Genomic DNA, 20942 nt, shown 5'->3' on the forward strand with positions numbered 1-20942 from the left:
GAGCCTAGTCGCCACCGGCCCGGCGTGACTGATCCAGCCCCAGCACGGTCTCGGCGATGGATTCGGTGGTGGCCAGGGTATCGATGGTGCCGGTACGTAGCGCCCCCAGAATACCGCCGACCTTGGTCGGCTCGCTGGCGGTCGCGATCACGTCGGGAATATGGCGCAGATGCTCGATGGTCAGCCCGATCACCCGGCCGACCAGCGGCGTGTCGGCCAGGGCGCCGTCCATGTCGATGAAGTCATAGCCCATGATGTCGCCCACCACGCCCAGCCGGCGTACGGCGTTGATCTCTTCCTGGGTGAACCAGCCCATGCGCACCATGTTGCTGTCTTCCAGGATATCGCCCACGCCCACCAGCGCCATGTCGGCCTGCTGGGCGCGCGTGAGTGATTGGCGCACGGTGTCGTTGGCCATCAGCGCATCACGGGTATCACGGTTGGCCACGATGGCCGGGGCATAGAGGGTCACGCTCTCGCCGCCGAAGCGCTCGGCGAAGCGCCGACAGGTCTGGTCGGCGTTCATCGCCTCACCGCCCCGATACGAGCCGCCAATCGCACACACGAACGTGCAATGTCGATGCTGACGGGCCACGACTTGGCGCGGCACAGCCGAGACGTTACGCCCCATGCCCACGGCGACCACGCTGGTATCGCCAAGCCGCTGATCAAGATAGCGCGCGACCAGGCCGGCCAATAGCTCGCGCTGACGCTCGGCGTCGCGATGATCGACCGAGATGATCGCGCGCTTGATACCAAAACGCGCGATCAGAGCCTGTTCCAGGGCCGCCGTACGATCCGGCGGGTGCGACAGGCGCACGCAGATCTCGACGATGCCCTCGGAGACCGCGCGCTTGAGCAGGCGGCCGATCTTCACCCGCGACACATCGAAGCGCTGGGCCAGCGCTTCCTGGGTCCAGCCGTCGATGTGATAGAGCTTGGCCAGTTCGGTCAGTTCGTCGGCGGTCATCGGCAGCTCGCGGGAAATCGACGTGTTCATGTGAACACGCCTTGAACGCATGTTCTTGGTCAGTCGATCCTACGTCCATTCCGGTAGAAAGCCAATCGCCGCCGTGCTTGTGACGGGGCAACGACGCAAGTGCCTGCGAGGGATCGGTTTCAGGCTTAGACCAAAGTCTAGGCCTGGAACGGCCGGTTTCAATTGATCTCGCTCTGGGGCCGGCCTACCATCAATCTTAAGAAAACAAATGAATACGCGATGATCAAATGTTCATCGCGTCGATCGAGCGGCACGGCCGGCCCGGCCGCGGATGAACCCAGGAGATCACGATGTCGGACGTCATGGAACGCGCTGAAACCAAGCAGCCCACGGGCGAGATCCCGAAGACCATGCAAGCCGTGGTCTGCTACGTGCCGGGCGACTATCGACTGGAAGAGGTCGAGGTGCCCACGCCCGGCCCGGGCGAGATCCTGTGCCGCGTGGAGCTGGTGGGCATCTGCATGTCCGACGTGAAAGTGTTCCACGGTGCGCCTTCGTTCTGGGGCGACGACACCCAGCCACGCTACGTCAAGCCGCCGATGATTCCGGGGCATGAGTTCGTCTGTCACGTGGTCGCCCTCGGCGAAGGCGCGGGTGAGGCCAAGAACGTCAAGATCGGCGATCGCGTGATCTCCGAGCAGATCGTGCCCTGCTGGGATTGTCGCTTCTGTAACCGCGGCCAGTACTGGATGTGCGACAAGCACGATCTCTACGGCTTCCAGTCCAACGTCAACGGCGCGTTTGCCCAGTACATGATCTTCACCAAGGAAGGCATCGTGCATCAGGTGCCCCATGAGGTGCCGGCCGAGGAAGCCGTGCTGGTCGAGCCTCTGGCCTGCTCGTTGCACGCCGCGGACCGCGCCCAGGTCACCCCCGACGATGTCGTCGTGGTGGCCGGGGCCGGCACGCTGGGGCTGGGCATCATCGGCCAGATCGCGCTGTCCAACCCCAAGAAACTGATCGTGCTCGACATGAAGCCCGATCGCGAGAAGTTCGCCATGCAGATGGGAGCCGACGAGGTCTGGAACCCGGCCGAGGTGGATGTCTATCAGAAGATCAAGGACATCACCGAAGGCTATGGCTGTGACATCTACGTGGAGGCCACCGGCCACCACGCGGCGGTCAACCAGGGCATCCACATGCTGCGCAAGCTGGGGCGGTTCGTGGAGTTCTCGGTCTTTGGCAGCGAGGTCACGCTTGACTGGTCGATCATCAGTGATCGCAAGGAGCTCGACATCCTGGGCTCGCATCTGGGGCCTTATACCTATCCGCGGGCCATCGATTTCGTGGCCACCCGCAAGCTCGATATGCGCGGCGTGGTGACCCATACCTATCCCATGTCCAGGTTCCATGAAGCGCTCGAGGTCATGGAAAAAGGCGATCAATCAATGAAGGTCGCGATCGATCCGCATAACTGATCCGGCCGGTGCGTCTGATCCAGCGATTTCCAGACTAGCCAGACAGGCCGCGGGGTCGAAGCCGTGGTCGGTCACCCGGGGCAGATGCCCCGGTTTTATTCAACGACGGCCCGCAGGGTAGTGACATGACAACGGCGACAAAGACGCAGGCCCAGAACCAGCGCCGGTCCGGTCTATCGCCGGCTGCCAAGCGGGGCATCGGTATTGGCGTGGTGGCAGCACTCATCGTCGTGATGGGCCTGGACACCACGTTTGTTTCAAACACGGGCGACAGCGCGGCCGTTGATGCCGGCTTCTCGCCCGAGGCTTATGGCGAAAAGACGTTCCCGGAAATCAAGAAGACCGTGACCCAGCGCGCCGCGCCGGCTCCGAAGCTGGCCCAGGCGCTTTCCGATGACGAAGATGCGGCGATTGCCGACTACGGCGTGGAAGGGGCGGTTGCCCCCGTGCTGTCGGTTGAAGCCACGGGGACGGTCGAATCCTGCGACGGCGGTATCTGCACGCTCGACGTGGCCGATATGCCGGAAGGCCAGGTCATGCGGGTGCAGGTCGGCCCGGCCGTCAACGGCACCGCGCTGCGCGACGGGGCTGGCGGCATCGCCTTTGGCGATTTCAAGAACCAGATCGAGTATCAAAACGCCGCCGCCGGCATCAATAACGCCATGAAAGAAGCGATCCTCTCCGATCTGGATCGCGACGCGTTGCCCGGCCAACAGCTGCACGTGATCGGTGTGTTCCAGCGCATCATCCCGAACAACTGGCTGATCACGCCGGTGGCGCTGGAGACCGGCGCATGAGTGTGGCCGCCCCCGACATCGACGCCAATCCCGTGCTCTCGGCGCGTGACGTCGTCAAGCACTATGGCGGCGTGCAGGCCTTGAAGGGCGTGGATTTCGATATCTACCCCGGCACGGTGACCACGCTGTTCGGTGAGAACGGCGCAGGCAAATCCACGCTGATGAAGATCCTGTCCGGCGTGGAGCAGCCGACCGCCGGCCAGTTGATCCTCGACGGCGCGCCGGTGGTCTTCACCTCGACGGTGGATGCCCGAGACCGCGGTATTTCGATCATCCATCAGGAGCTGTCGCTGTCACCCAACATGTCGGTGGCCGACAATATCTTCATGGGCCGCGAGATCCTGCGCTTCGGCCAGGTCGATTATCGCGAGCAGGCCCGCCAGGCCGCGGCGCTGATGACCGAGCTGGAAGAGGATATCGACCCGGCCACACCGGTCGGCGAGCTGCGCGTGGGCCAGCAACAGATCGTGGAGATCGCCCGCGCGCTGTCGGCCCGTTCGCGCATCCTGATCATGGACGAGCCCACCTCGGCGCTGTCGGCCGCCGAGATCGAGGTGTTGTTCAAGGTCATCCACGACTTGACCGAACGCGGCGTGGCCATCGTCTATATCTCGCATCACCTGGAAGAAGCGCTGGAGATCACCGATTATGCGGTGGTTCTGCGCGACGGGGCGATGACCGCCAACGAAGTGCGTGCCCATATCGATCTGGCCTGGATCGTGCGCCATATGGTGGGCGATCACTATGATCTGGGCAGTCCGCCGGACGGCTATGACTTTGGCGATACGGCCCTGGCGGTCGAAGGCTTGTCGGTTGCAGATGCCACCAAGGCCGACCGGCTGGCGGTCGAGAATCTTGATTTATCGGTCGCCGCCGGCGAAATCGTGTGTATCTACGGTCTGATGGGCGCCGGGCGCACTGAACTGCTCGAAACCCTGGCCGGCAATACCGCGGCCCGCACGGGCACGATCCGCCTGGCCGGCGCTGAAATCAGCCATCGATCAATCGCCCAGCGTATTGCCGCCGGCCTGTGCCTGGTGCCGGAAGATCGTCAGCGCGACGGCCTGGTCCAGACCTTGAGCGTGGGGCGTAATCTTTCGCTGGCCAGCATTCCGGAATTCATCAAGCGCCTGTTCGTGTCGAACAACACCGAGCGCGGGCTGGTCGATGACGGTATTCGCGACGTACACGTGAAGACCGACGGCCCGGATGCGGCCATCGGCTCCTTGTCCGGCGGCAATCAACAGAAAGTCGTCATCGGCAAGATGCTGGCCACCCGGCCCAACGTGATCCTGCTGGACGAGCCCAGCCGCGGCATCGATATCGGCGCCAAGGCCGAGGTGTTCAAGCTGCTGGCCGAGCGGGCGCGCCAGGGTGTGGCGGTCGTGTACTCCACGTCGGAGGTCAGCGAATGCCTGTCGATCGCGCATCGCATCATCGTGATGTCGCGCGGGCGCATCGTGGCCGAATTCGGCCCGGATACCACACAGGAAGCCATCATGGCGGCCTCGGGCGAGTCCGCCTGAGGAGCAACTGCCACATGTATTTCAAACGAGGGCGTCATGGCCAAGACTGACTCATCCACCGACGGCCGCGGCCGTATCGATTTCTTGGCGCTACTGCTGGAAGGCCGGGCGTTTTTCGGCCTGGTGGCCATCATCATCGTGTTTTCGTTCCTGTCGCCGAACTATTTCACGGTCGACAACCTGCTGACGATGACCTCGCACGTGGCGATCTTCGGCCTGTTGGGGCTGGGCATGCTGCTGGTGATTCTCACCGGCGGGATCGATCTGTCGGTGGGCTCCACCCTGGGCCTGTGCGGGGTGATGACCGGGTTTTTCATCCACGGCATCGATCTCGGCCCGCTGGGCTATACCGCTTATCCCTCGATCTGGGTGGTAGGGCTTCTGGTCTGCGGCGTGGGCGCGCTGGTGGGCCTGGTCAACGGCGTGCTGGTGGCTTATTTCAAGGTGCCCTCGTTCGTGGCCACGCTGGGCGCGCTGTATGCCGTGCGCGGTATCGCGCTGCTGATCACCAACGGGCTGACCTATAACAACCTGGGCGGCAGCGAAAAACTGGGCAACACCGGGCTGGACTGGCTAGGCTTCAATCGCCTGCTCGATATTCCGGTCGGCGTGATCATCATGGCCGTGGTGGCCATCGTGCTTTCGATCACGCTCAACCGCACGGCCTTTGGCCGCTGGCTGTATGCCACCGGCGGCAACGCCCGGGCCGCGCGCCTGTCCGGCGTGCCCACGCAGTTCGTCACCGTCATGGTCTTTGTATTGTCCGGCGTGTGTGCCGCCATCGCCGGGCTGGTGCTGACCTCCCAGCTGACCTCGGCCGGGCCCACCGCCGGTACGACCTATGAGCTGACCGCCATCGCCACCGTGGTAATCGGCGGCGCGGCACTGGCCGGCGGTATCGGCAACGTACGCGGCACGTTGCTGGGTGCCTTCGTCATCGGCTTTTTGTCCGATGGCCTGGTCATTGTGGGCGTATCCAACTACTGGCAGATGGTCTTCACCGGTGTCGTGATCGTGCTGGCCGTGCTGCTGAACTCCATCGATACCAAGAAACGGCGTCGTCCGGCCAAGGCTGGCGACAAGCCGTCAAAACCAGCTGATTCCGCGAGTGATGCGAAAACGCCCACCGCCACGCAGACCTCGTAATCGGCATCTGAAAACAGCAACGACATAACCACCGCGAAGAGGAGAGACCCATGTTCGCTAAAAAACTAGCCACCCTGGCCGGCGTTGCCGTCATCGGCATCAGTGCACTGGCCAGCGTCAGCACGGCCAGTGCGGCCGACAAGCTGATGACGATCATCGTCAATAACCCGTCCAACCCCTACTGGCAGACCGAGGGCAACGTAGCCGCCGACGAGGCCAAGCGCCTGGGCTACAAGGCCAACGTCGTGGCCCACAACGGGGATACCAACACCGAGCGCAACCAGATCGATACCGCCATCACCAACCACTCGGCGGCCATCATCCTGGATCCGGCCAACGCCGACGGCTCGATCGGCTCGGTCAAGAAAGCCGTGGCCGCGGATATTCCGGTGATCATCGTCAACGCCGAGATCAACGAACAAGGCCTGGCCAAGGCCCAGCTCGTCTCCAATAACGCCCAGGGTGCCGCCCTCGGTGCCATGCAGTGGATCAAGGCGATGGGCACCACCGATGCCAACTACGCCGAGTTGAAGGGCCCGCCCTCGGACAACAACGCCGCGACCCGTGCCAACGGTTACAAGACCGTGCTGTCGCAGTATCCGGGCCTGAAGCAGGTCGCCTCCCAGGTTGCCAGCTGGGATCGCACCCAGGGCCACAACAAGATGCAGGGCATGCTCCAGGCCAACCCGAATATCAAGGGCGTGATCTCGGGCAACGACGACATGGCCCTTGGTGCCATCTCGGCGCTCAAGGAAGCCGGCAAGCTCGACCAGGTCACGGTTGGCGGTTTCGACGGCTCGCCCGCGGCCATCGACTCCATCAAGGCCGGTGAGTTGGCTTATACCGTGCTTCAGCCGGTCGCCGTGTTCGCCAAGCAGGCAGTCCAGCAGGCCGATCACTACATCAAGAACGGCAACACCGGCGTGAAAAAAGAAAAGCAGCTCTTTGACTGCATCCTGATCACCCAGGACAAGGCCGACGACTTCGTCGCCCCCTTCACGCTGGCCAGCATGACCGACGACGCCAAGTAAGTTTCATCGTCAGGGTTGCCGGCAGGTCATGATGATCTGCCGGCTTTTTTTCGCGGAGACGTCATGAGTTATCTCTTCAACAAGCCGGCCGATTTCGTCGATGAATCCATCGACGGCTTCGTGGCCGCCAATCCCGATCTGGTCCAGCGCGTGCCCGGCGGCGTGGTACGGGCCACCGTGACCCCGCCCGGCGAGGTCGCTATCGTCATCGGCGGTGGCTCGGGCCATTATCCGGCCTTTGCCGGCCTGGTGGGCGAGGGCCTGGCCCACGGTGCAGCCATGGGCAATATCTTTGCCTCGCCCTCGGCCCAGCAGATCTATTCCGTGGCCAAGGCGGCGGCCTCGGACGCCGGCGTGATCCTGTCGTTTGGCAACTACGCGGGCGACGTGCTCAATTTCGGCATCGCCGCCGAGCGCTTGAAGGCCGAGGGCATTCCGGCGCGTTGCCTGGCCGTGACCGACGATGTCTGCAGCGGGCCGGCCGAACGGCCCGCCGAGCGGCGTGGCATCGCCGGGGATCTGACGGTCTTCCGCGCGCTGGCCTACGCCGCCGAGCGCGGCGATGACATGGACACGGTCTTTGACTTTGCCATGCGTGCCAATGACCTGACCCGCTCATTTGGCGTGGCGTTTTCTGGCTGCACACTGCCGGGCGCGGCCGAGCCGTTGTTCACCGTACCCGAGGGGCGCATGGGCGTGGGCATGGGCATCCACGGCGAGCCGGGTATTGACGAAATTGATCTGCCGAGCGCCCACGAGCTGGGCGTCATGCTGGTCGAGCGGCTGTTGGAAGAACGCCCGACCGGGCTCGTACGCGCCGGCAATCCCCGTGTGGGCGTAATGCTCAACGGGCTGGGCGCGGTCAAGTACGAAGAGCTGTTCGTGCTCTACAAGAGCGTGGCCGCTGAGCTTGAAGCGGCCGGGCTGACCGTTATCAACCCGGAAGTCGGCGAGCTGGTCACCAGCTTCGAGATGGCCGGTGTCTCACTCACCCTGTTCTGGCTGGACGACGAAATGGAAGCCGTCTGGACATCAAGCGCCCAGACCCCGGCCTATAACCGCTTCGACACGCCGATCTCCGGCACGCGGCGTGAGGCCGAGGCAACAACCCTGGCCGAGCTGGATGCCGCCGTGCCCGAGGCCAGCGCGATCTCGAAGGACGAGGCACCGGGCGTACTCGCCGTCATCGAGGCCATCCACGCCGAGATCGAACAAGAGGCTGACGCGTTGGGCAAGCTCGATGCCATTTCCGGCGACGGCGATCATGGCATCGGCATGCATACCGGCGTACAGGCCGCGCTCACGGCAGCCCGCACGGCGGTTGATGCCGGCTGCGGCGCGGGCACGGTGCTCGAGCGCGCCGGTGACGCCTGGGCCAACGAGGCCGGCGGCACGTCGGGTGCGCTCTGGGGCCTGGGGCTGCGTACCCTGGGCGCTCGTCTGGGCGATCAAGAACCGGTCAAGGCGCCGGCCGTGGCGGCCGGCGTGCACGACGCTGTAGATGCCATCCAGCGCCTGGGCGGGGCCCGCGCGGGCGACAAGACCCTGATCGATGCCATGCAGCCGTTTGCCGAGCACCTGATGGCCGAGGTCGAGGCCGGCAAGTCGCTGCGCGAGGCCTGGCAGACCGCCAGCCACGCCGCAGCCGATGCCGCCAAGGCCACCGCCGATCTGAAACCCAAACTCGGCCGGGCCAAGAACCACAGCGACAAGAGCGTCGGCCATCCCGACCCGGGCGCCGTATCGTTCGCCCTGATCACGGCCGCCGCCGGCGCGACCCTGGCACAACTGAAAGAGCGTTCTTCATGAGTAATCCCCTGCGTATCATCATCGGCTCCGACGAAGCCGGCTATCATTACAAGGAAGCCCTGAAAGCCGACATGCAGGCCAGCGCCGATGTGGCCTCGGTCGAGGACATGGGCGTGGACGAGGCGGCCAAGACGCCGTATCCCACGGTGGCTATTGCGGCCGCCCACAAGATCGCCGCCGGCGAAGCCGACCGGGCGCTGCTGATCTGTGGCACCGGCCTGGGCGTGGCCATCTCGGCCAACAAGGTCGAGGGCATCCGGGCCGTCACCGCCCACGACGGCTACTCCGTCGAGCGCGCCATCAAATCCAACAATGCCCAGGTGCTGTGTTTCGGCGAGCGCGTGGTGGGCCTGGAGCTGGCCCGCAAGCTGGCCGCCGAGTGGCTGACCTATCGTTTCGATCCCGAGTCGTCCTCGGCCAAGAAGGTCGCGGTGATCGACAACTACGAAAAGACCGGGGATGCCAGCCCTGTCGAATAAGATCATCATCGGCGTCTCGTTCAAGCTCTACCTGAGCCGGGGCGAGACGCGCGAGTGGTGCCGGCGCGCGGGCGAGATCGCCCGCGCGCATCCGGCCGTGTCCGGCGGCGATCTTGAACTCGTCATCTTTCCGACACTGCCCGCGATGGAGACATCGATGGCCGCGGTGGATGAAGCGCCGGTGGCCTTCGGCGCCCAGGATCTGTTCTGGGAAGATCGCGGGGCCTATACCGGGGCCATCAGCGGGGCCGATCTGGCCGACATGGGCGCCCGCTACGCTGAAATCGGTCACGCCGAGCGCCGGGCCGTGTTCGGCGAAACCGATGGCGTGATTGCCCAGAAAGTCGCCGCGGCCGTGCGTAACGGCCTCACGCCGTGGCTTTGTATCGGCGAGCCCGAAAACGGTGAGCCCGACACGGCGGCCGCATTCTGTATCGCGCAGCTCGAGGCCTCGTTGGCCACACTCGATACGCCTACCGATATCGTGGTGGCTTATGAACCCGTCTGGGCGATCGGCCAGGCCGAGGCGGCCGACGCGGGGCATATTCAGCACGTGGCCCAAGCGCTTGCGGCAAGGCTCGCCGACGATTCGCGCATCACCCACGCACGCGTCGTCTACGGCGGCAGCGCCCAGGTCGGCACGCTGGCGGCGTTGAACGGCGCCGTGGACGGGTTGTTCCTGGGCCGGTTCGCCCACGACACGGCGGCCTTCGCCGCGATTCTGGACGAGGCCGCGGCCCTGATCGCCGACTGATCGCGTCTCAGTCGCCGACGGCTTCGGCAAGCTGGGTGAAACCCGGCATACCGCTACGCGCACCGGCCCGGCCGACCGACAGGCCGCCGGCCGCCACGGCCCAACGCACCGCCTCGCGGATCGATTTGTCCTGGCTGCGCGCCCAGGCGAATACGCCGGCAAAGGTGTCACCCGCGCCGGTGGTATCAACGACCTCGGCGGCCGCACCGGCCACATGGCCGCCTGCATCCTCAGCCGTTTCATCGCGCGCCTGCCAGGTCGCCCCGTCCGCGCCGAGCGTGATCACCACGCCCACTGCGTACGTGGCCGCCAGATCCGCGGCCAACGCCCGGGCCGCGGTAACGTCGGCGGGCACCGCGACCTCCCCGATCAGGGCGGCCTCCGCGGCGTTCACGATCAACCAATCCAGCGCGTCGAGCGCGTAGGGCGACAACGAGGCCGCGGGGGCCGCGTTCAGCATCGTCTCGGCGCCGTACAGGCGCCCGGCCATCAACGCGGCATTCACGAAGGCGGGCGGGGTTTCAAGCTGCGTGAGTACCACGCGGGCACCGCCGAACACGGTTTCTGCGTCCTCGATCACGCCCAGTTTTTCATTGGCGCCGGGCACCACGATGATGCAGTTCTCACCGGCAGAATCCACGCTGATCATCGCGATGCCGCTGGCCCCGCCGAGTGTAGACAGGGCCGACGTATCGATCTGTTCCGCTTCGAGAGTCGTGCGAATCCGTGCGCCGAAATCATCGGCCCCGACCGCACCCACGAAGCGTACCCGGCTGCCCATGCGGGCAGCGGCCACGGCCTGATTCGCGCCCTTGCCACCGTCGTGAACCGCATAACCCTCGGCGATCAACGTCTCGCCCGGCGCCGGCTGATGATCCACGCGGGCAACGAGATCGATATTGGCACTACCGGCGACGATAATCATGGGCGTTCCAGACGTTTGGAAAGAGTGCTATTGCACCATGACGGCTTGGTTCTGTCGCGCTGTTCACATCCAACCGGCTAATAACAGATGCGCACCGGTAAGCCGGCGGTATCGACAGGCGGCGGGTCGGGCAGGGTGATGTGGCGCCCGGCCGCGATGCGCTCGGCGCTATAGCAGGCCGCATAGGCATCGGCGATATCGTCGTCGGCGACCGCGCCTTGCCTGTGACTCTGGCGGGTCGCCTCGAAGCCGTCGCGGCCGTAACGATCGAAGATCAGCGCGAGCCGGTCGTGGGCGCCTAGCCCGCTTTTCTTGGCATGAGCCATCGGCGCCAGGGCGTCTTCGGATAATCCCAGCGCCTCGGCCTGCCAGGCCGCGAAGGCCAGCTCCGGGTGCACTTCATAAACGCTGGCCTGCAAAGCAGGCCGCTCGTAGAGCAGCGTCTCGACTTCGCGAATCTTGGGAAACAGGTTATAGGCCTGGGCAGAAACGCCGCCCGCGCCATGCTGGCGATTGATCTCGCTGGCCTGGGCATGGCCCTCGCGTAGCGATCGATGACCGGCATCGGCCCAGACAGCCGGGCGGGTCGCCGTCCAGAACACGCTGTTGCGCCGGGCGCCGCCCAGCGCGGCGCGCGCGGCGTGGTCACAGGCCCGCGTGCCGGAATCCATCAGGCCGATCGGCATATCGATGGCCACGATATCGCGGCCGGCGACCACGCCCAGGCTGTCCAGAAGATCGACGAGTTTCTCTGCCACCGTCACGCCGTGGGCATGAGCGGCCACCCAGCCGGCCGGGCAGCCGTCGATGCCGATACGGGCCGGTACGGCAGGGTGTGACGACACGCCCTAGAAAAGAGGCTGCTGCGGATCAGGTCGGTGCGTGCCGAATTTCGCGATCTGCTCGCTGGCCTGGCGCAGATGGGTGGCCAGGCTCGATAGCGCGGTCACGGTGGCGAAGTCCTGATCGGCGAGCTGTGTTTTCACGCGGTTCTCGTCGCCCTCGGAGGCAGCCTGCAGCACGGCTTTCAATAGCTCGATATCGACCGGCTCGAACGTCTCCGGGTATTTCCAGGCGTGCAGTTCGGCCGGGCGGTCGAGCTGTACCGAAAACGCAACGTCGTGCAACAAACGCGCGGCCTGATGCAGATCCTCCCCGTGGCCGGCCAAGGCCTGGCGCCGGGCGAATTCATGACAGGCCGCCGGGGCGACGGCTGCCATGTCGGCCAGAATCTCGGGCATCGGGGTGTCGTCGGCGTAGGCCATGAAGACAGATCGTGTATCGAAACAGGAGTCGCGTTATAAAGACGCGCCGCGGGCTTGGCAAGTCATCACATCGAGGTGGCCAGTGCCCGATCGGCGGCGTGGCGCTCGCGCGCCAGATCGATCAACTGGCTCACCAGATCGCGATAGGCGATGCCCGAGGCTGCCCACAGCTTGGGGTACATCGAAATCCGCGTGAAGCCGGGCAGGGTATTAATCTCGTTGACGATGACCTGGGCATCGTCGGTCACGAACACGTCCACCCGTGCCAGCCCGCGACAATCCAGCGTCTTGTAGGTGGCCAGGGCGACCTGCTGCACGGCCTCGATCGTCGTGGCCGCCAGATCCGCCGGGATCATGACCTCGGCCGAGTCATCCACGTATTTGGTGTCATAGGCATAGAAACCGCCCCCGGCGACAACCACCTCGCCCACCGTGCTGGCACGCGGGGCCGTGTTGCCCAATACCGCGCACTCGATCTCTCGCCCGACGACGCCGGCCTCGATAAGCACCTTGTGATCGAAACGCAGCGCCAGGGCCAGAGCATCGTCAAAGCTCTGGGCATCGGTGGCGCGTGATACACCGACCGATGAGCCCAGATTGGCCGGTTTAACGAACAACGTGCTGCCGAGCGTCGCGGCCAGGGTGTCGTAGTGCGCATCGGCGGCCGTCTCGCGGGTGACGAGCGCGAAGGGTGCGATCTTGATGCCGGCATCGCGCAACAGGCGCTTGGTCACGTCCTTGTCCATCGCGGCCGCGGAGGCCAGCACGCCAGCGCCCACACAGGCGATATTGGCCGCCCGCAACAAGCCCTGCAGCGTACCGTCCTCGCCCGTCGGCCCGTGGACGATCGGAAACGCCACGTCGATATCGAGTGCTACCGCGCCGGTCGCCACGTCAATGATCTGGCCGGTTTCCCGGCCCGGCACCACGGCCAGCTCGGCCGCATGGGCCTTCAGCGCGATATGTTTCGGATCATCCGGGGCATGCACGAAATCATCGGCCTCGGCAGCGTGCCAGACGCCGGCCTTGTCGATACCGATGACCGATACATCGAACCGATCCCGGTCCAGTGCGGCCACGATATTGCGCGCCGAGGCCAGCGAGACCTCGTGCTCGGCCGAGGCGCCGCCACAGATCACCGCAACCCGGATCTTGTTCTGTGCTTGTTGGCTCATGTGCTGTCTCTTCATCGCCCTGTGTCTGCTCGGGCCCGGCCCGATATCAGCGCCAGAGGATGCCATGAAACCACGGCCACGCCGATCACCCCTGTCTTGAAAAACAGCGCATCGGGCCGCATCCAGTGCATATCGCGACGATAGGTCGCATGCATCATTTTCTGTTTCAACCGAATCGATCCGACCATGAGCGAAGAGCAAGCACAGCCCCAGGGGACCAGCGCCGGCGCCAATGCCGAGAAACACGGCTTTCAGGCCGAGGTGAAGCAGCTGCTACAGCTGATGATCCACTCGATGTACTCGAACAAGGAGGTCTTCGCCCGCGAGCTGATCTCCAACGCCTCCGACGCGCTGGACACGCTGCGCTTCGAAGGGCTGAAGAACGATGCCCTGTTCGAGGGCGACTCCGAGCTCCAGATCTGGATCGAGCAGGATAAGGATGCCCGCACGGTCTCGATCTGCGACAACGGCATCGGCATGACCCGTGACCAGGTCATGGACCGCCTGGGTACGATCGCCAAATCCGGCACGCGGGCCTTCCTGGATTCGCTCTCGGGCGACGAGAAAAAAGACGCCAAGCTCATCGGCCAGTTCGGCGTGGGCTTTTACTCGGCCTTCATCGTGGCTGATGAAGTGGTCGTGGATACCCGCCGTGGCGGCGAGGCCACCGGCGTGCGCTGGATCTCTGACGGCGGCGGTGAATACACGCTGGAAGAAATCGACAAGCCCCAGCGCGGCACCACCGTCACGCTGCACCTGCGCGAAGGCGAAGAAGAGTTCACGGAAAGCCAGCGTCTGCGTCACCTGGTCAAGACTTACTCCGACCATATCGGCTTCCCGATCAAGATGCTCGAAGAGATCGACGAGGCCGATAACGAAGACGACGAAGCGCCCAAGGAAGCCGGTTGGGAACAGGTCAACCGCGGCGCGCCGCTCTGGGCCGAGCCCAAGGCCACGCTGAACGACGAGGACTACGCCGAGTTCTACAAGCACAGCTGCCACGACTACGAAGACCCGCTGACCTGGACGCACAACAAGGTCGAGGGCAGCCAGGAATACACCAACCTGCTGTATATCCCCAAGCGCGCCCCGTTCGACCTGTTCGACCCGAACGGCAAGGCCCACGGCGTGAAGCTCTACGTGCAGCGTGTCTTCATCATGGACGACGCCGACAAGCTCATGCCGCGCTACCTGCGCTTCGTGAAAGGCGTCATCGACTCCAACGACCTGCCGCTCAACGTCTCGCGTGAAATCCTTCAAAACAACCGCCTGCTGGACAAGATCCGTGCCGGCTCGGTGAAAAAAGTGCTGGGCCTGATCGAGTCCATGGCCAAGGACGAGGAAGAGCCCGAGAAGTTCAAGACGTTTGCCAACGAGTTCGGCACGGTCTTGAAAGAAGGCGTGGTCGAGGACTACGAAAACCAGGCCCGGATCGCCAAGCTCCTGCGCTTCAAGACCACCACCGATGAAACCGCCGACCCCGGCGTATCGCTGGATACCTACATCGAGCGCATGGCCGAAGGCCAGGAAAAGATCTACTACATCACCGCGGACACCATGGCCGAGGCCAAGCACAGCCCGCACCTCGAAATCTTCAAGAAGAAAGGCATCGAGGTGCTGCTGCTCACCGACCGCGTCGATGAATGGGTCATGGCCCACATGACCGAATACGAAGGCAAGGAATTTGCCTCCGTGGCCAAGGGTGCCCTGGACCTGGGCGACGCCGAGTCCGAGGAGGAAAAAGAGCAACAGAAAAAGCTCGAAGAAGAATCCTCCGATCTCGTCGGCCGTATCAAGGAAGCCCTGGGCGAGCGCGTCAACGAAGTCCGTGTCACCCACCGCCTGACCGACTCCCCGGCCTGCCTCGTCGCCGACGAGCACGGCATGTCGGCGCACCTTGAGCGCATCCTCAAAGAGGCCGGGCAGGAAATGCCCAATACCGCTCCGCATCTCGAAATCAACCCGACCCACCCGCTGGTCGATCGCCTGGCAAACGAGCAGGGCGAAACCGAATTCGCCGACTTCTCGCAAATGCTCTTCGAGCAGGCCGTTCTCGCCGAAGGCGGCGAGCTGGAAGACCCGGCGACGTTCGTGCGGCGGATGAACCAGATGCTGTTGGCCGTGTCGCGAGGGGCTGCCTGAGCTGATCTAGTCATTCGTTAGACCGTAAAAGCCGCCGATCCTTTGATCGGCGGCTTTTTTGTGTATTGGGGGTAGGCTGGCCATGATTGGGTTGCCTGCACGGATCGCAACCTGCTAAATGTTGAGCACACGAACTAACGCGGCTCTATCCGCTAACTGATTTCAGATCGTCATGGATATTATCGGCGCATACACATCGCAGTTGGCGGAGCTGGCAAAACGCCACGGCGTCGTTCAGTTAGATGTGTTTGGGTCCGCAGCCGGTGCGGATTTCGACCCATCAACCAGTGATCTGGATTTCCTTGTCGTGTTTCAAGAAACACCACCTGGCGGCATGGCCGATGCCTATTTCGGGCTGCTAGAAGACCTCGAACGCCTCTTCAATCGCTCAGTAGACCTAGTGACCGAGCGCAGTATAAAAAACCCGTATTTTCGTCGCAGCGTCAACGATAGCCGATACTCCGTTTATGTCGCGTGACGGATTTAAATACCTGTACGACGTAAAAATTGCAGCTGAGAAAATCCAAGCGTTTACTCGCGGGCGGCAATATGCCGACTATCAAAACGATGACCTGTTGCGATCAGCAGTTGAGCGTCAGTTCGAAATAATCGGCGAAGCGCTGAATCAATTAAGCCGACGCCAGCCTGAGACCTGCCGTTGCATTTCAGGATATCGTCGGTCTATTGCATTCAGAAATATCCTGATCCACGGGTATGCCGAAATTGACGACGAAGTGGTCTGGGGCGTCTTGGAGAACGATTTGCCTATACTGCTCGACGACGTTTTAGCGCTGTTGGCGAATCGTGAAAACTAGCCATCGTGCGCTTCGATTTGCTCTCAGAGAAAATTTTCCGTTAATTATCTGAAACATCAGTCAATGTTTCAGTGAGCATGCTGTTCCCGACTGTGACTCGAACCGCGCACCATCCGTGATCTCTTTCCGTCAAGCATCCAGTGGGCTAGCTACCCCCAAGCCGCCACGCTTGAGTACATGCGTATAGATCATCGTCGTACGTACGTCCTTATGCCCAAGCAATTCCTGAACCGTACGGATATCGTTGCCGCGCTCCAGCAGGTGCGTGGCAAACGAGTGCCGAAACGTATGACAACTGGCCTTCTTGTGTACGCCCGCCTTGGCGACCGCCTGTTTCACCGCTCGTTGTAGCCCCTTCTCATTGATGTGATGACGCCGGATCGCGCCCGATCGCGGATCTCTGGAGAGCTGATCGGAAGCGAATACGTATTGCCAAGCCAACTCGCGCGCCGCGTTCGGATATTTCACGGCAAGCGCGTTTGGTAAATAAACCTCTCCGTAGCCGGCAGACAAGTCACCGGCATGGCGCTGCCCGATATCGCGAATCTGTTGCTGCAAAGGCGCAACGGCAACTTGTGGCAAGGGCGTAACTCGATCTTTCGCCCCTTTGCCATCGCGTACTACGATCTGTCGATAATCAAAATCCACATCTTTGACGCGCAGGCGAACCGCCTCCATCAACCGAAGACCAGAGCCATAAAGCAGAGACGCGATTAAAGCGTATGTTTCGGAAAGATGAGCCAACACGCGCCGCACCTCTGTTTCGCTCATCACGACAGGAATACGCGGGTTGCGCTTCGCGCGAACCACTTCCGTCATCCACTTGACGTCGATTTCGAGTACCGTGCGATAAAGAAAAAGAATCGCGTTCAACGCTTGATTTTGCGTGGCGGCAGACACTGACCGCTCCACCGCCAGATACGTAAGAAAGGCCTCAATTTCCTCCTTTCCCATGTCTTTCGGGTGGCGCTTGCCATGAAAAAGAATGTACCGTTTTATCCAGGCAATGTACGTCTGCTCCGTGCGAATGCTGTAGTGGCCGACCCGAAGCCTACGACGAACTTGATCGAGAAGCCTTGGCTGTTTTGCGGAGCGTGTAGGCATTTTGCTCGCCGTTAGTGTCGACCTAACACGCATGTTACCGCCAAAAGCCAGTGATAGCGTTATTCTAAAGTGGTATTAGGTCGACTTCGTCCAGCGTGCAATATAAATAGATGTCGTCGAATTGGCGTTGTACGGCGGTCAGTTGGTATAGCGGCTCGGCTTCCGAGCCGGGTAGTCATTTCGAGCCATTAGCTGGGCGTTGGCCCCTTCGTTCAATATTCGGCGAATCGACACATTTTTATCGGCTTCGCCAAGTTTGGCGTCTTCCCGTCAGCGACCATCTACGGTAAGTTTGACTTCGGGGAAATGCTTTCTTTTAGGCGCGTCGGGCTTTGTGGTCCGCTGGCCAGCTCGGGGGTAGTCAACTTATCCAGTTCACGTACAACGAATCGCTGCAGCCGACCGCCCAAAACGCTGGCGCGTTTGGGGTTCCCTCCGCGGCCTTCGGCCGCTCCGGCGGCGGCTGAGCTTAGGCGTTATGTCTTAAAAATTCTGCTTGGTAGAGATATGTTAGAACCAAAGGAAGTAGATCCTAGCAAAGTGTCTTATTTGCCCGTAGGGCTAGGGAATAAGCTATTTCACACTGACTCAGCCGTTAAACAAAGCAAGGGGCGAGACAACGACGACGACTATTACGAAGAATACGATTCGTCGGGAAGTTTGGTGGCGAAATATCATACTTGGCACCACATGAGTACATATCCACCATTTGAGCAATCAGAAGGCTGGGTGCAGTATTCCTCAGAAGGCGAAAAAATCCGGAGTGGCTCGAAACGCAGCGATTCGTCCCAAGCATAACGAATCGCTGCAGTTGATGCCGGCTGCGCCGCCACAACTGAGCTTCGGCGTTGTACGGCGGTCGGTTGGTGTTGCGGTCAGGCCGCCATGTCGGCTAGCAATCTGAAGACAGTAGCTGCCTTTCTAACTGGACGCTAATTCCAGTCTCACAGCCTTCGCTCTGTGTCGGAGCCTTTCCGTCAGCGGGGATTCGCGGTAAGTTCGAGCATAGGGAATTCTTTCTTTCGGCGCGTTGGGCCTTGTGGTCCGCAGGCCAACCCGGGGGAGCACCAACCAATGCAGTTCACGTACAACGAGGCGCTGCAGTTGACCGCCCAAAACGCTGCCGCGTTTCGGGTTCCCTCCGCAGGCTTCGCCTGCTCCGGCGTCAACTGAGCTTCGGCGTTGGGTAGTGAATAAATGAGCGGACTACTATCCACAATAATACCTAGCGCGCTCGTGGCGACTGTGACTGGGGCCGCCATAAATATTTGGCGGGAAAATCGAACCTCCAAGCAATCAACTAAGTACGACGCTCTGGTTGCTGCAGTAGCACTCGAAGGATATGCAATCAATTGCGCCGACAAAATATCTGCTCATAAAGCAGCAACATGGTCGGAAGGTCATGCAGGTGCGTTTATGGCTAGCGTGCCGAAGCTTCCCGAACTCTCAGTCACAGCTGGCTACCTAAGACATAGGAAAGCTTCAGTGGCAAACCAGCTGATGACTTTTCCTCAAGACGTTAACCAGGCTGAGCAGGCTGTGGCGTTTTGGTGGGATGTGGTAGGGGATGAAGAAGCAACTAAAGGAGCGGCGGTTCAGCAGTCCGCGAGAATAGGGTTGCAAAGCCTTAATTTGGCGAAAGTGCTGCGAGATTCGTTTTCTTTGCCGAAGCGACATCTGGTTTTCGGAGAGTACGACATTCACGACGTGCTGAATAAAGAGTTGCCAAAGGATGAATAGCAAAAGCTTTATAGGGTGTTCATCGGCAAGTCCATCTGCTGCGTTCGAAACCCAACAAACCGCTGCAGTTGATCGCCACTGCGTGGCGACAACTGAGCTTTGGCGTTGGGTAACAGCCGCTTTTTTTGTTTTCCCGGCGAAGTATCAGCTATCCATTGGCCGGCAGTGGCTTCGCAAATTCCTTGTCCGCCCGGCCGTCGAAGAGTCGCGTCGATCTTTCCGCCTTCGGTCGAAAATCGGTGGCAAAGGTGATGGCGTCAAACATCGGAGTCGCCAGCAAGTTCTGGCCCCTTCGCTTGGGCAAAGCAGCGGGCCTCGTTCGAGGAATCGAGTCCGGTTTCGGTCAAAGCGCCTGGGTTCGAGTTTTGCTATCGTCAGGGCATGGTGGCTTTAGCAAGTAAAAACCGCGGGCTTCGTTCAGTCGGCTCGGTTGCCTTCGTTCAACGGAACGGCGGTAAAGTCGTGGTTTTGCGGTCACCCAACAAGTCGCTGCAGTTGACGCCCAAAACGCTGTCGCGTTTTGGGTTCCCTCCGCGGCCTTCGGCCGCTCCGGCGGCAACTGAGCTTCGGCGTTAGGTAGAAGGGCAAATTGTAATGAAAGAAAAACGAGAAGGCTTCGGCCTCGAGATGAAAACCTTTGACGGGGCTGATGGGAACTCTTATTTAGTGTTTCGCACACGTAACGGTTCATTCCATGCATTCATGGAAGTCGAAGCTAAAGAGGCGGCCAGACAGTGCGGGGCCGACGGTGATAAAAACACTCGCGGTCTGTGGGCCGAGCTATGGCGCGAAGCCGATTAATACCTAACAGTTCGCTGCATTTGACCGCCCAAAGCGCTGGGGCGCTTCGGGTTCCCTCCGCAGCCTTCGGCTGCTCCAGCGGCAACTGAGCTTCGGCGTTAGGTATAGGAAGGAAATTACTATGGATGTGCAGCTCACAGGTCCCGCAGTTATTACTCAGAACGGCGATATCTCGTACAAGGCAGTAGTGGACGGAGAGGCTATTCCGTGTCGCTTCAGTACAGAGACGTTAGAGGATATTGATCCTGCTAATCGAATGGACGATGTTTTGAGCCTTTTCGAGGCAAACAGATCAGAACTTCTAGGTATCGCAGAAAAAAAGATACGTGAAGGCAAAATCGAAGACGGAAAGGTATTCGTCTTCACGGCGGATTTGGCAACCTAACGAGGCGCTGCAGTTGACCGCCCAAAGCGCTGCCGCGCTTCGGGTGCCCTCCGCGGCCTTCGGCCGCTCCGGCGGCAACTGAGCTTTGGCGTTAGAGATAAGTGATAACAGATGATGACTTTAGAAGATGCTCAAGAAATCGCGGAGCAGATCGATCGAGTTGTGAACGGCGCGCACTATGATCTACCAGAGTACGAAAGGATCGAAGGCGCGCTTGTCGCTATCGGTTCGGAGTTAGGTAATCACGACCCCGATGAACTCCAGACTCAAATCTCTGAGGAAATCATCGAGGTTGACAAGCGTTTCAGTGAAGAATTCGGAAAGCTAGTAGAAGTTGCAAAATATGCAAAAAAGTCGCGTACAGAACGGGCAGCGCTAAAAAAGACTATTAAGAAGCTGCCGAAAGGCATACGTAAAATTCTCTAACAAATCGCTGCAGTTGACCGCCCAAAACGGTGGATTCAGGTTCCAATCGCAACATTTCCGAAAAGGTGAGACATCGCAAGGCGTTGCGTTAAGTTGAGGTTGTCGAGACCATCAACAAAACAGGCTCTGCGATGTCCCATACGCATCTTAGCGCACGCGAGCGCTGCGTCATTCTCACGCTCTCGCAGTTTGGATTAAATCAGG

General features: G+C 61.4%; 21 protein-coding genes. 15 read left to right on the forward strand and 6 right to left on the reverse strand.

What is annotated here, in order from left to right; all coding sequences use genetic code 11:
• Positions 1-4: 4 nt before the first annotated feature.
• A complete protein-coding gene (locus SAJA_RS03455; RefSeq protein ID WP_123657286.1) occupies positions 5-970 on the reverse strand; it encodes a sugar-binding domain-containing protein in 966 nt (321 codons plus the stop codon).
• A 320-nt stretch (positions 971-1290) separates the two neighbouring features.
• Between SAJA_RS03455 and SAJA_RS03460 the strand changes: the two genes are divergently transcribed.
• The 8 genes from SAJA_RS03460 to SAJA_RS03495 all read left to right on the forward strand — a co-directional run bounded on the left by SAJA_RS03460 (position 1291) and on the right by SAJA_RS03495 (position 9960).
• The gene (locus SAJA_RS03460) at positions 1291-2418 is read left to right on the forward strand and encodes an alcohol dehydrogenase catalytic domain-containing protein (RefSeq protein ID WP_123657264.1); all 1128 of its coding nucleotides are present in this window, start codon (positions 1291-1293) and stop codon (positions 2416-2418) included.
• Positions 2419-2543: 125 nt separating this feature from the next.
• The gene (locus tag SAJA_RS03465) at positions 2544-3215 is read left to right on the forward strand and encodes a DUF2291 family protein (protein WP_123657265.1); all 672 of its coding nucleotides are present in this window, start codon (positions 2544-2546) and stop codon (positions 3213-3215) included.
• Positions 3212-4741 (forward strand): sugar ABC transporter ATP-binding protein, encoded by a 1530-nt coding sequence (locus SAJA_RS03470; protein WP_123657266.1) that lies wholly within the window; start codon positions 3212-3214, stop codon positions 4739-4741. Before SAJA_RS03465 ends, SAJA_RS03470 begins: the two co-directional genes overlap by 4 nt.
• Before the next feature lie 18 nt (positions 4742-4759).
• The gene (locus SAJA_RS03475) at positions 4760-5887 is read left to right on the forward strand and encodes an ABC transporter permease (protein WP_425471636.1); all 1128 of its coding nucleotides are present in this window, start codon (positions 4760-4762) and stop codon (positions 5885-5887) included.
• A 50-nt stretch (positions 5888-5937) separates the two neighbouring features.
• The gene (locus SAJA_RS03480; protein WP_123657268.1) at positions 5938-6918 is read left to right on the forward strand and encodes a D-ribose ABC transporter substrate-binding protein; all 981 of its coding nucleotides are present in this window, start codon (positions 5938-5940) and stop codon (positions 6916-6918) included.
• Positions 6919-6981: 63 nt separating this feature from the next.
• Positions 6982-8727, forward strand: a complete 1746-nt coding sequence (locus SAJA_RS03485; RefSeq protein WP_123657269.1) for a dihydroxyacetone kinase family protein — start codon at positions 6982-6984, stop codon at positions 8725-8727.
• Positions 8724-9206 carry a ribose-5-phosphate isomerase gene (locus SAJA_RS03490; RefSeq protein ID WP_123657270.1) on the forward strand — a complete coding sequence of 161 codons (483 nt, stop codon included), beginning with the start codon at positions 8724-8726 and terminating at the stop codon, positions 9204-9206. Before SAJA_RS03485 ends, SAJA_RS03490 begins: the two co-directional genes overlap by 4 nt.
• Positions 9187-9960, forward strand: coding sequence for a triose-phosphate isomerase (locus tag SAJA_RS03495; RefSeq protein WP_123657271.1), 774 nt, complete (start codon positions 9187-9189; stop codon positions 9958-9960). Before SAJA_RS03490 ends, SAJA_RS03495 begins: the two co-directional genes overlap by 20 nt.
• 7 nt (positions 9961-9967) lie before the next feature.
• On the opposite strand, the gene SAJA_RS03500 is transcribed toward SAJA_RS03495, so the two are convergent.
• The 4 genes from SAJA_RS03500 to ddlA form a co-directional block, all read right to left on the reverse strand.
• Positions 9968-10885, reverse strand: coding sequence for a ribokinase (locus SAJA_RS03500; RefSeq protein WP_123657272.1), 918 nt, complete (start codon positions 10883-10885; stop codon positions 9968-9970).
• A gap of 77 nt (positions 10886-10962) precedes the next feature.
• Positions 10963-11730, reverse strand: coding sequence for a DUF429 domain-containing protein (locus SAJA_RS03505; RefSeq protein ID WP_123657273.1), 768 nt, complete (start codon positions 11728-11730; stop codon positions 10963-10965).
• A 3-nt stretch (positions 11731-11733) separates the two neighbouring features.
• Entirely contained in the window at positions 11734-12150 is a 417-nt protein-coding gene (locus tag SAJA_RS03510; RefSeq protein ID WP_123657274.1) for a hypothetical protein, read from the reverse strand.
• A 65-nt stretch (positions 12151-12215) separates the two neighbouring features.
• Positions 12216-13325, reverse strand: a complete 1110-nt coding sequence (gene ddlA, locus SAJA_RS03515; protein WP_123657275.1) for a D-alanine--D-alanine ligase — start codon at positions 13323-13325, stop codon at positions 12216-12218.
• A 186-nt stretch (positions 13326-13511) separates the two neighbouring features.
• On the opposite strand from ddlA, the gene htpG reads away from it, so the two are divergent.
• From htpG to SAJA_RS03530, 3 genes are all read left to right on the forward strand, one after another.
• A complete protein-coding gene (gene htpG, locus SAJA_RS03520) occupies positions 13512-15467 on the forward strand; it encodes a molecular chaperone HtpG (RefSeq protein ID WP_123657276.1) in 1956 nt (651 codons plus the stop codon).
• A 172-nt stretch (positions 15468-15639) separates the two neighbouring features.
• On the forward strand, positions 15640-15945 hold the full coding sequence (locus tag SAJA_RS03525) for a nucleotidyltransferase family protein (protein ID WP_123657277.1): 306 nt from the start codon (positions 15640-15642) through the stop codon (positions 15943-15945).
• Complete coding sequence (locus SAJA_RS03530; protein WP_123657278.1) at positions 15935-16282, forward strand: HepT-like ribonuclease domain-containing protein; 348 nt, start codon at positions 15935-15937, stop codon at positions 16280-16282. Before SAJA_RS03525 ends, SAJA_RS03530 begins: the two co-directional genes overlap by 11 nt.
• Positions 16283-16411: 129 nt before the next feature.
• On the opposite strand, the gene SAJA_RS03535 is transcribed toward SAJA_RS03530, so the two are convergent.
• Positions 16412-17386: an integron integrase gene (locus tag SAJA_RS03535; protein WP_123657279.1), complete on the reverse strand. Its 975-nt coding sequence runs from the start codon at positions 17384-17386 to the stop codon at positions 16412-16414.
• A 1236-nt stretch (positions 17387-18622) separates the two neighbouring features.
• On the opposite strand from SAJA_RS03535, the gene SAJA_RS03540 reads away from it, so the two are divergent.
• The 4 genes from SAJA_RS03540 (at position 18623) to SAJA_RS03555 (ending at position 20738) form a co-directional block, all read left to right on the forward strand.
• Positions 18623-19126: a hypothetical protein gene (locus SAJA_RS03540; protein WP_123657280.1), complete on the forward strand. Its 504-nt coding sequence runs from the start codon at positions 18623-18625 to the stop codon at positions 19124-19126.
• 594 nt (positions 19127-19720) lie between these two features.
• Entirely contained in the window at positions 19721-19927 is a 207-nt protein-coding gene (locus SAJA_RS03545) for a hypothetical protein (protein WP_123657281.1), read from the forward strand.
• Positions 19928-20048: 121 nt separating this feature from the next.
• Positions 20049-20312, forward strand: a complete 264-nt coding sequence (locus tag SAJA_RS03550) for a DUF1488 family protein (RefSeq protein WP_123657282.1) — start codon at positions 20049-20051, stop codon at positions 20310-20312.
• A gap of 114 nt (positions 20313-20426) precedes the next feature.
• Positions 20427-20738 (forward strand): hypothetical protein, encoded by a 312-nt coding sequence (locus tag SAJA_RS03555; RefSeq protein ID WP_123657283.1) that lies wholly within the window; start codon positions 20427-20429, stop codon positions 20736-20738.
• The last annotated feature ends 204 nt before the right edge of the window (positions 20739-20942 follow it).

It is taken from the genome of Salinisphaera japonica YTM-1 (assembly GCF_003788585.1).
Taxonomy (GTDB): Bacteria; Pseudomonadota; Gammaproteobacteria; order Nevskiales; family Salinisphaeraceae; genus Salinisphaera; species Salinisphaera japonica.

Coding starts and splice junctions, on each gene's coding strand:
- SAJA_RS03525 (WP_123657277.1), top strand. CDS start 15,640: ATGGATATTATCGGCGCATACACATCGCAGTTGGCGGAGCTGGCAAAA.
- SAJA_RS03535 (WP_123657279.1), bottom strand. CDS start 17,386: ATGCCTACACGCTCCGCAAAACAGCCAAGGCTTCTCGATCAAGTTCGT.
- SAJA_RS03465 (WP_123657265.1), top strand. CDS start 2,544: ATGACAACGGCGACAAAGACGCAGGCCCAGAACCAGCGCCGGTCCGGT.
- SAJA_RS03500 (WP_123657272.1), bottom strand. CDS start 10,885: ATGATTATCGTCGCCGGTAGTGCCAATATCGATCTCGTTGCCCGCGTG.
- SAJA_RS03510 (WP_123657274.1), bottom strand. CDS start 12,150: ATGGCCTACGCCGACGACACCCCGATGCCCGAGATTCTGGCCGACATG.
- SAJA_RS03555 (WP_123657283.1), top strand. CDS start 20,427: ATGACTTTAGAAGATGCTCAAGAAATCGCGGAGCAGATCGATCGAGTT.
- SAJA_RS03480 (WP_123657268.1), top strand. CDS start 5,938: ATGTTCGCTAAAAAACTAGCCACCCTGGCCGGCGTTGCCGTCATCGGC.
- ddlA (WP_123657275.1), bottom strand. CDS start 13,325: ATGAGCCAACAAGCACAGAACAAGATCCGGGTTGCGGTGATCTGTGGC.
- SAJA_RS03545 (WP_123657281.1), top strand. CDS start 19,721: ATGAAAGAAAAACGAGAAGGCTTCGGCCTCGAGATGAAAACCTTTGAC.
- SAJA_RS03460 (WP_123657264.1), top strand. CDS start 1,291: ATGTCGGACGTCATGGAACGCGCTGAAACCAAGCAGCCCACGGGCGAG.
- htpG (WP_123657276.1), top strand. CDS start 13,512: ATGAGCGAAGAGCAAGCACAGCCCCAGGGGACCAGCGCCGGCGCCAAT.
- SAJA_RS03530 (WP_123657278.1), top strand. CDS start 15,935: ATGTCGCGTGACGGATTTAAATACCTGTACGACGTAAAAATTGCAGCT.
- SAJA_RS03550 (WP_123657282.1), top strand. CDS start 20,049: ATGGATGTGCAGCTCACAGGTCCCGCAGTTATTACTCAGAACGGCGAT.
- SAJA_RS03485 (WP_123657269.1), top strand. CDS start 6,982: ATGAGTTATCTCTTCAACAAGCCGGCCGATTTCGTCGATGAATCCATC.
- SAJA_RS03470 (WP_123657266.1), top strand. CDS start 3,212: ATGAGTGTGGCCGCCCCCGACATCGACGCCAATCCCGTGCTCTCGGCG.
- SAJA_RS03490 (WP_123657270.1), top strand. CDS start 8,724: ATGAGTAATCCCCTGCGTATCATCATCGGCTCCGACGAAGCCGGCTAT.
- SAJA_RS03455 (WP_123657286.1), bottom strand. CDS start 970: ATGACCGCCGACGAACTGACCGAACTGGCCAAGCTCTATCACATCGAC.
- SAJA_RS03495 (WP_123657271.1), top strand. CDS start 9,187: ATGCCAGCCCTGTCGAATAAGATCATCATCGGCGTCTCGTTCAAGCTC.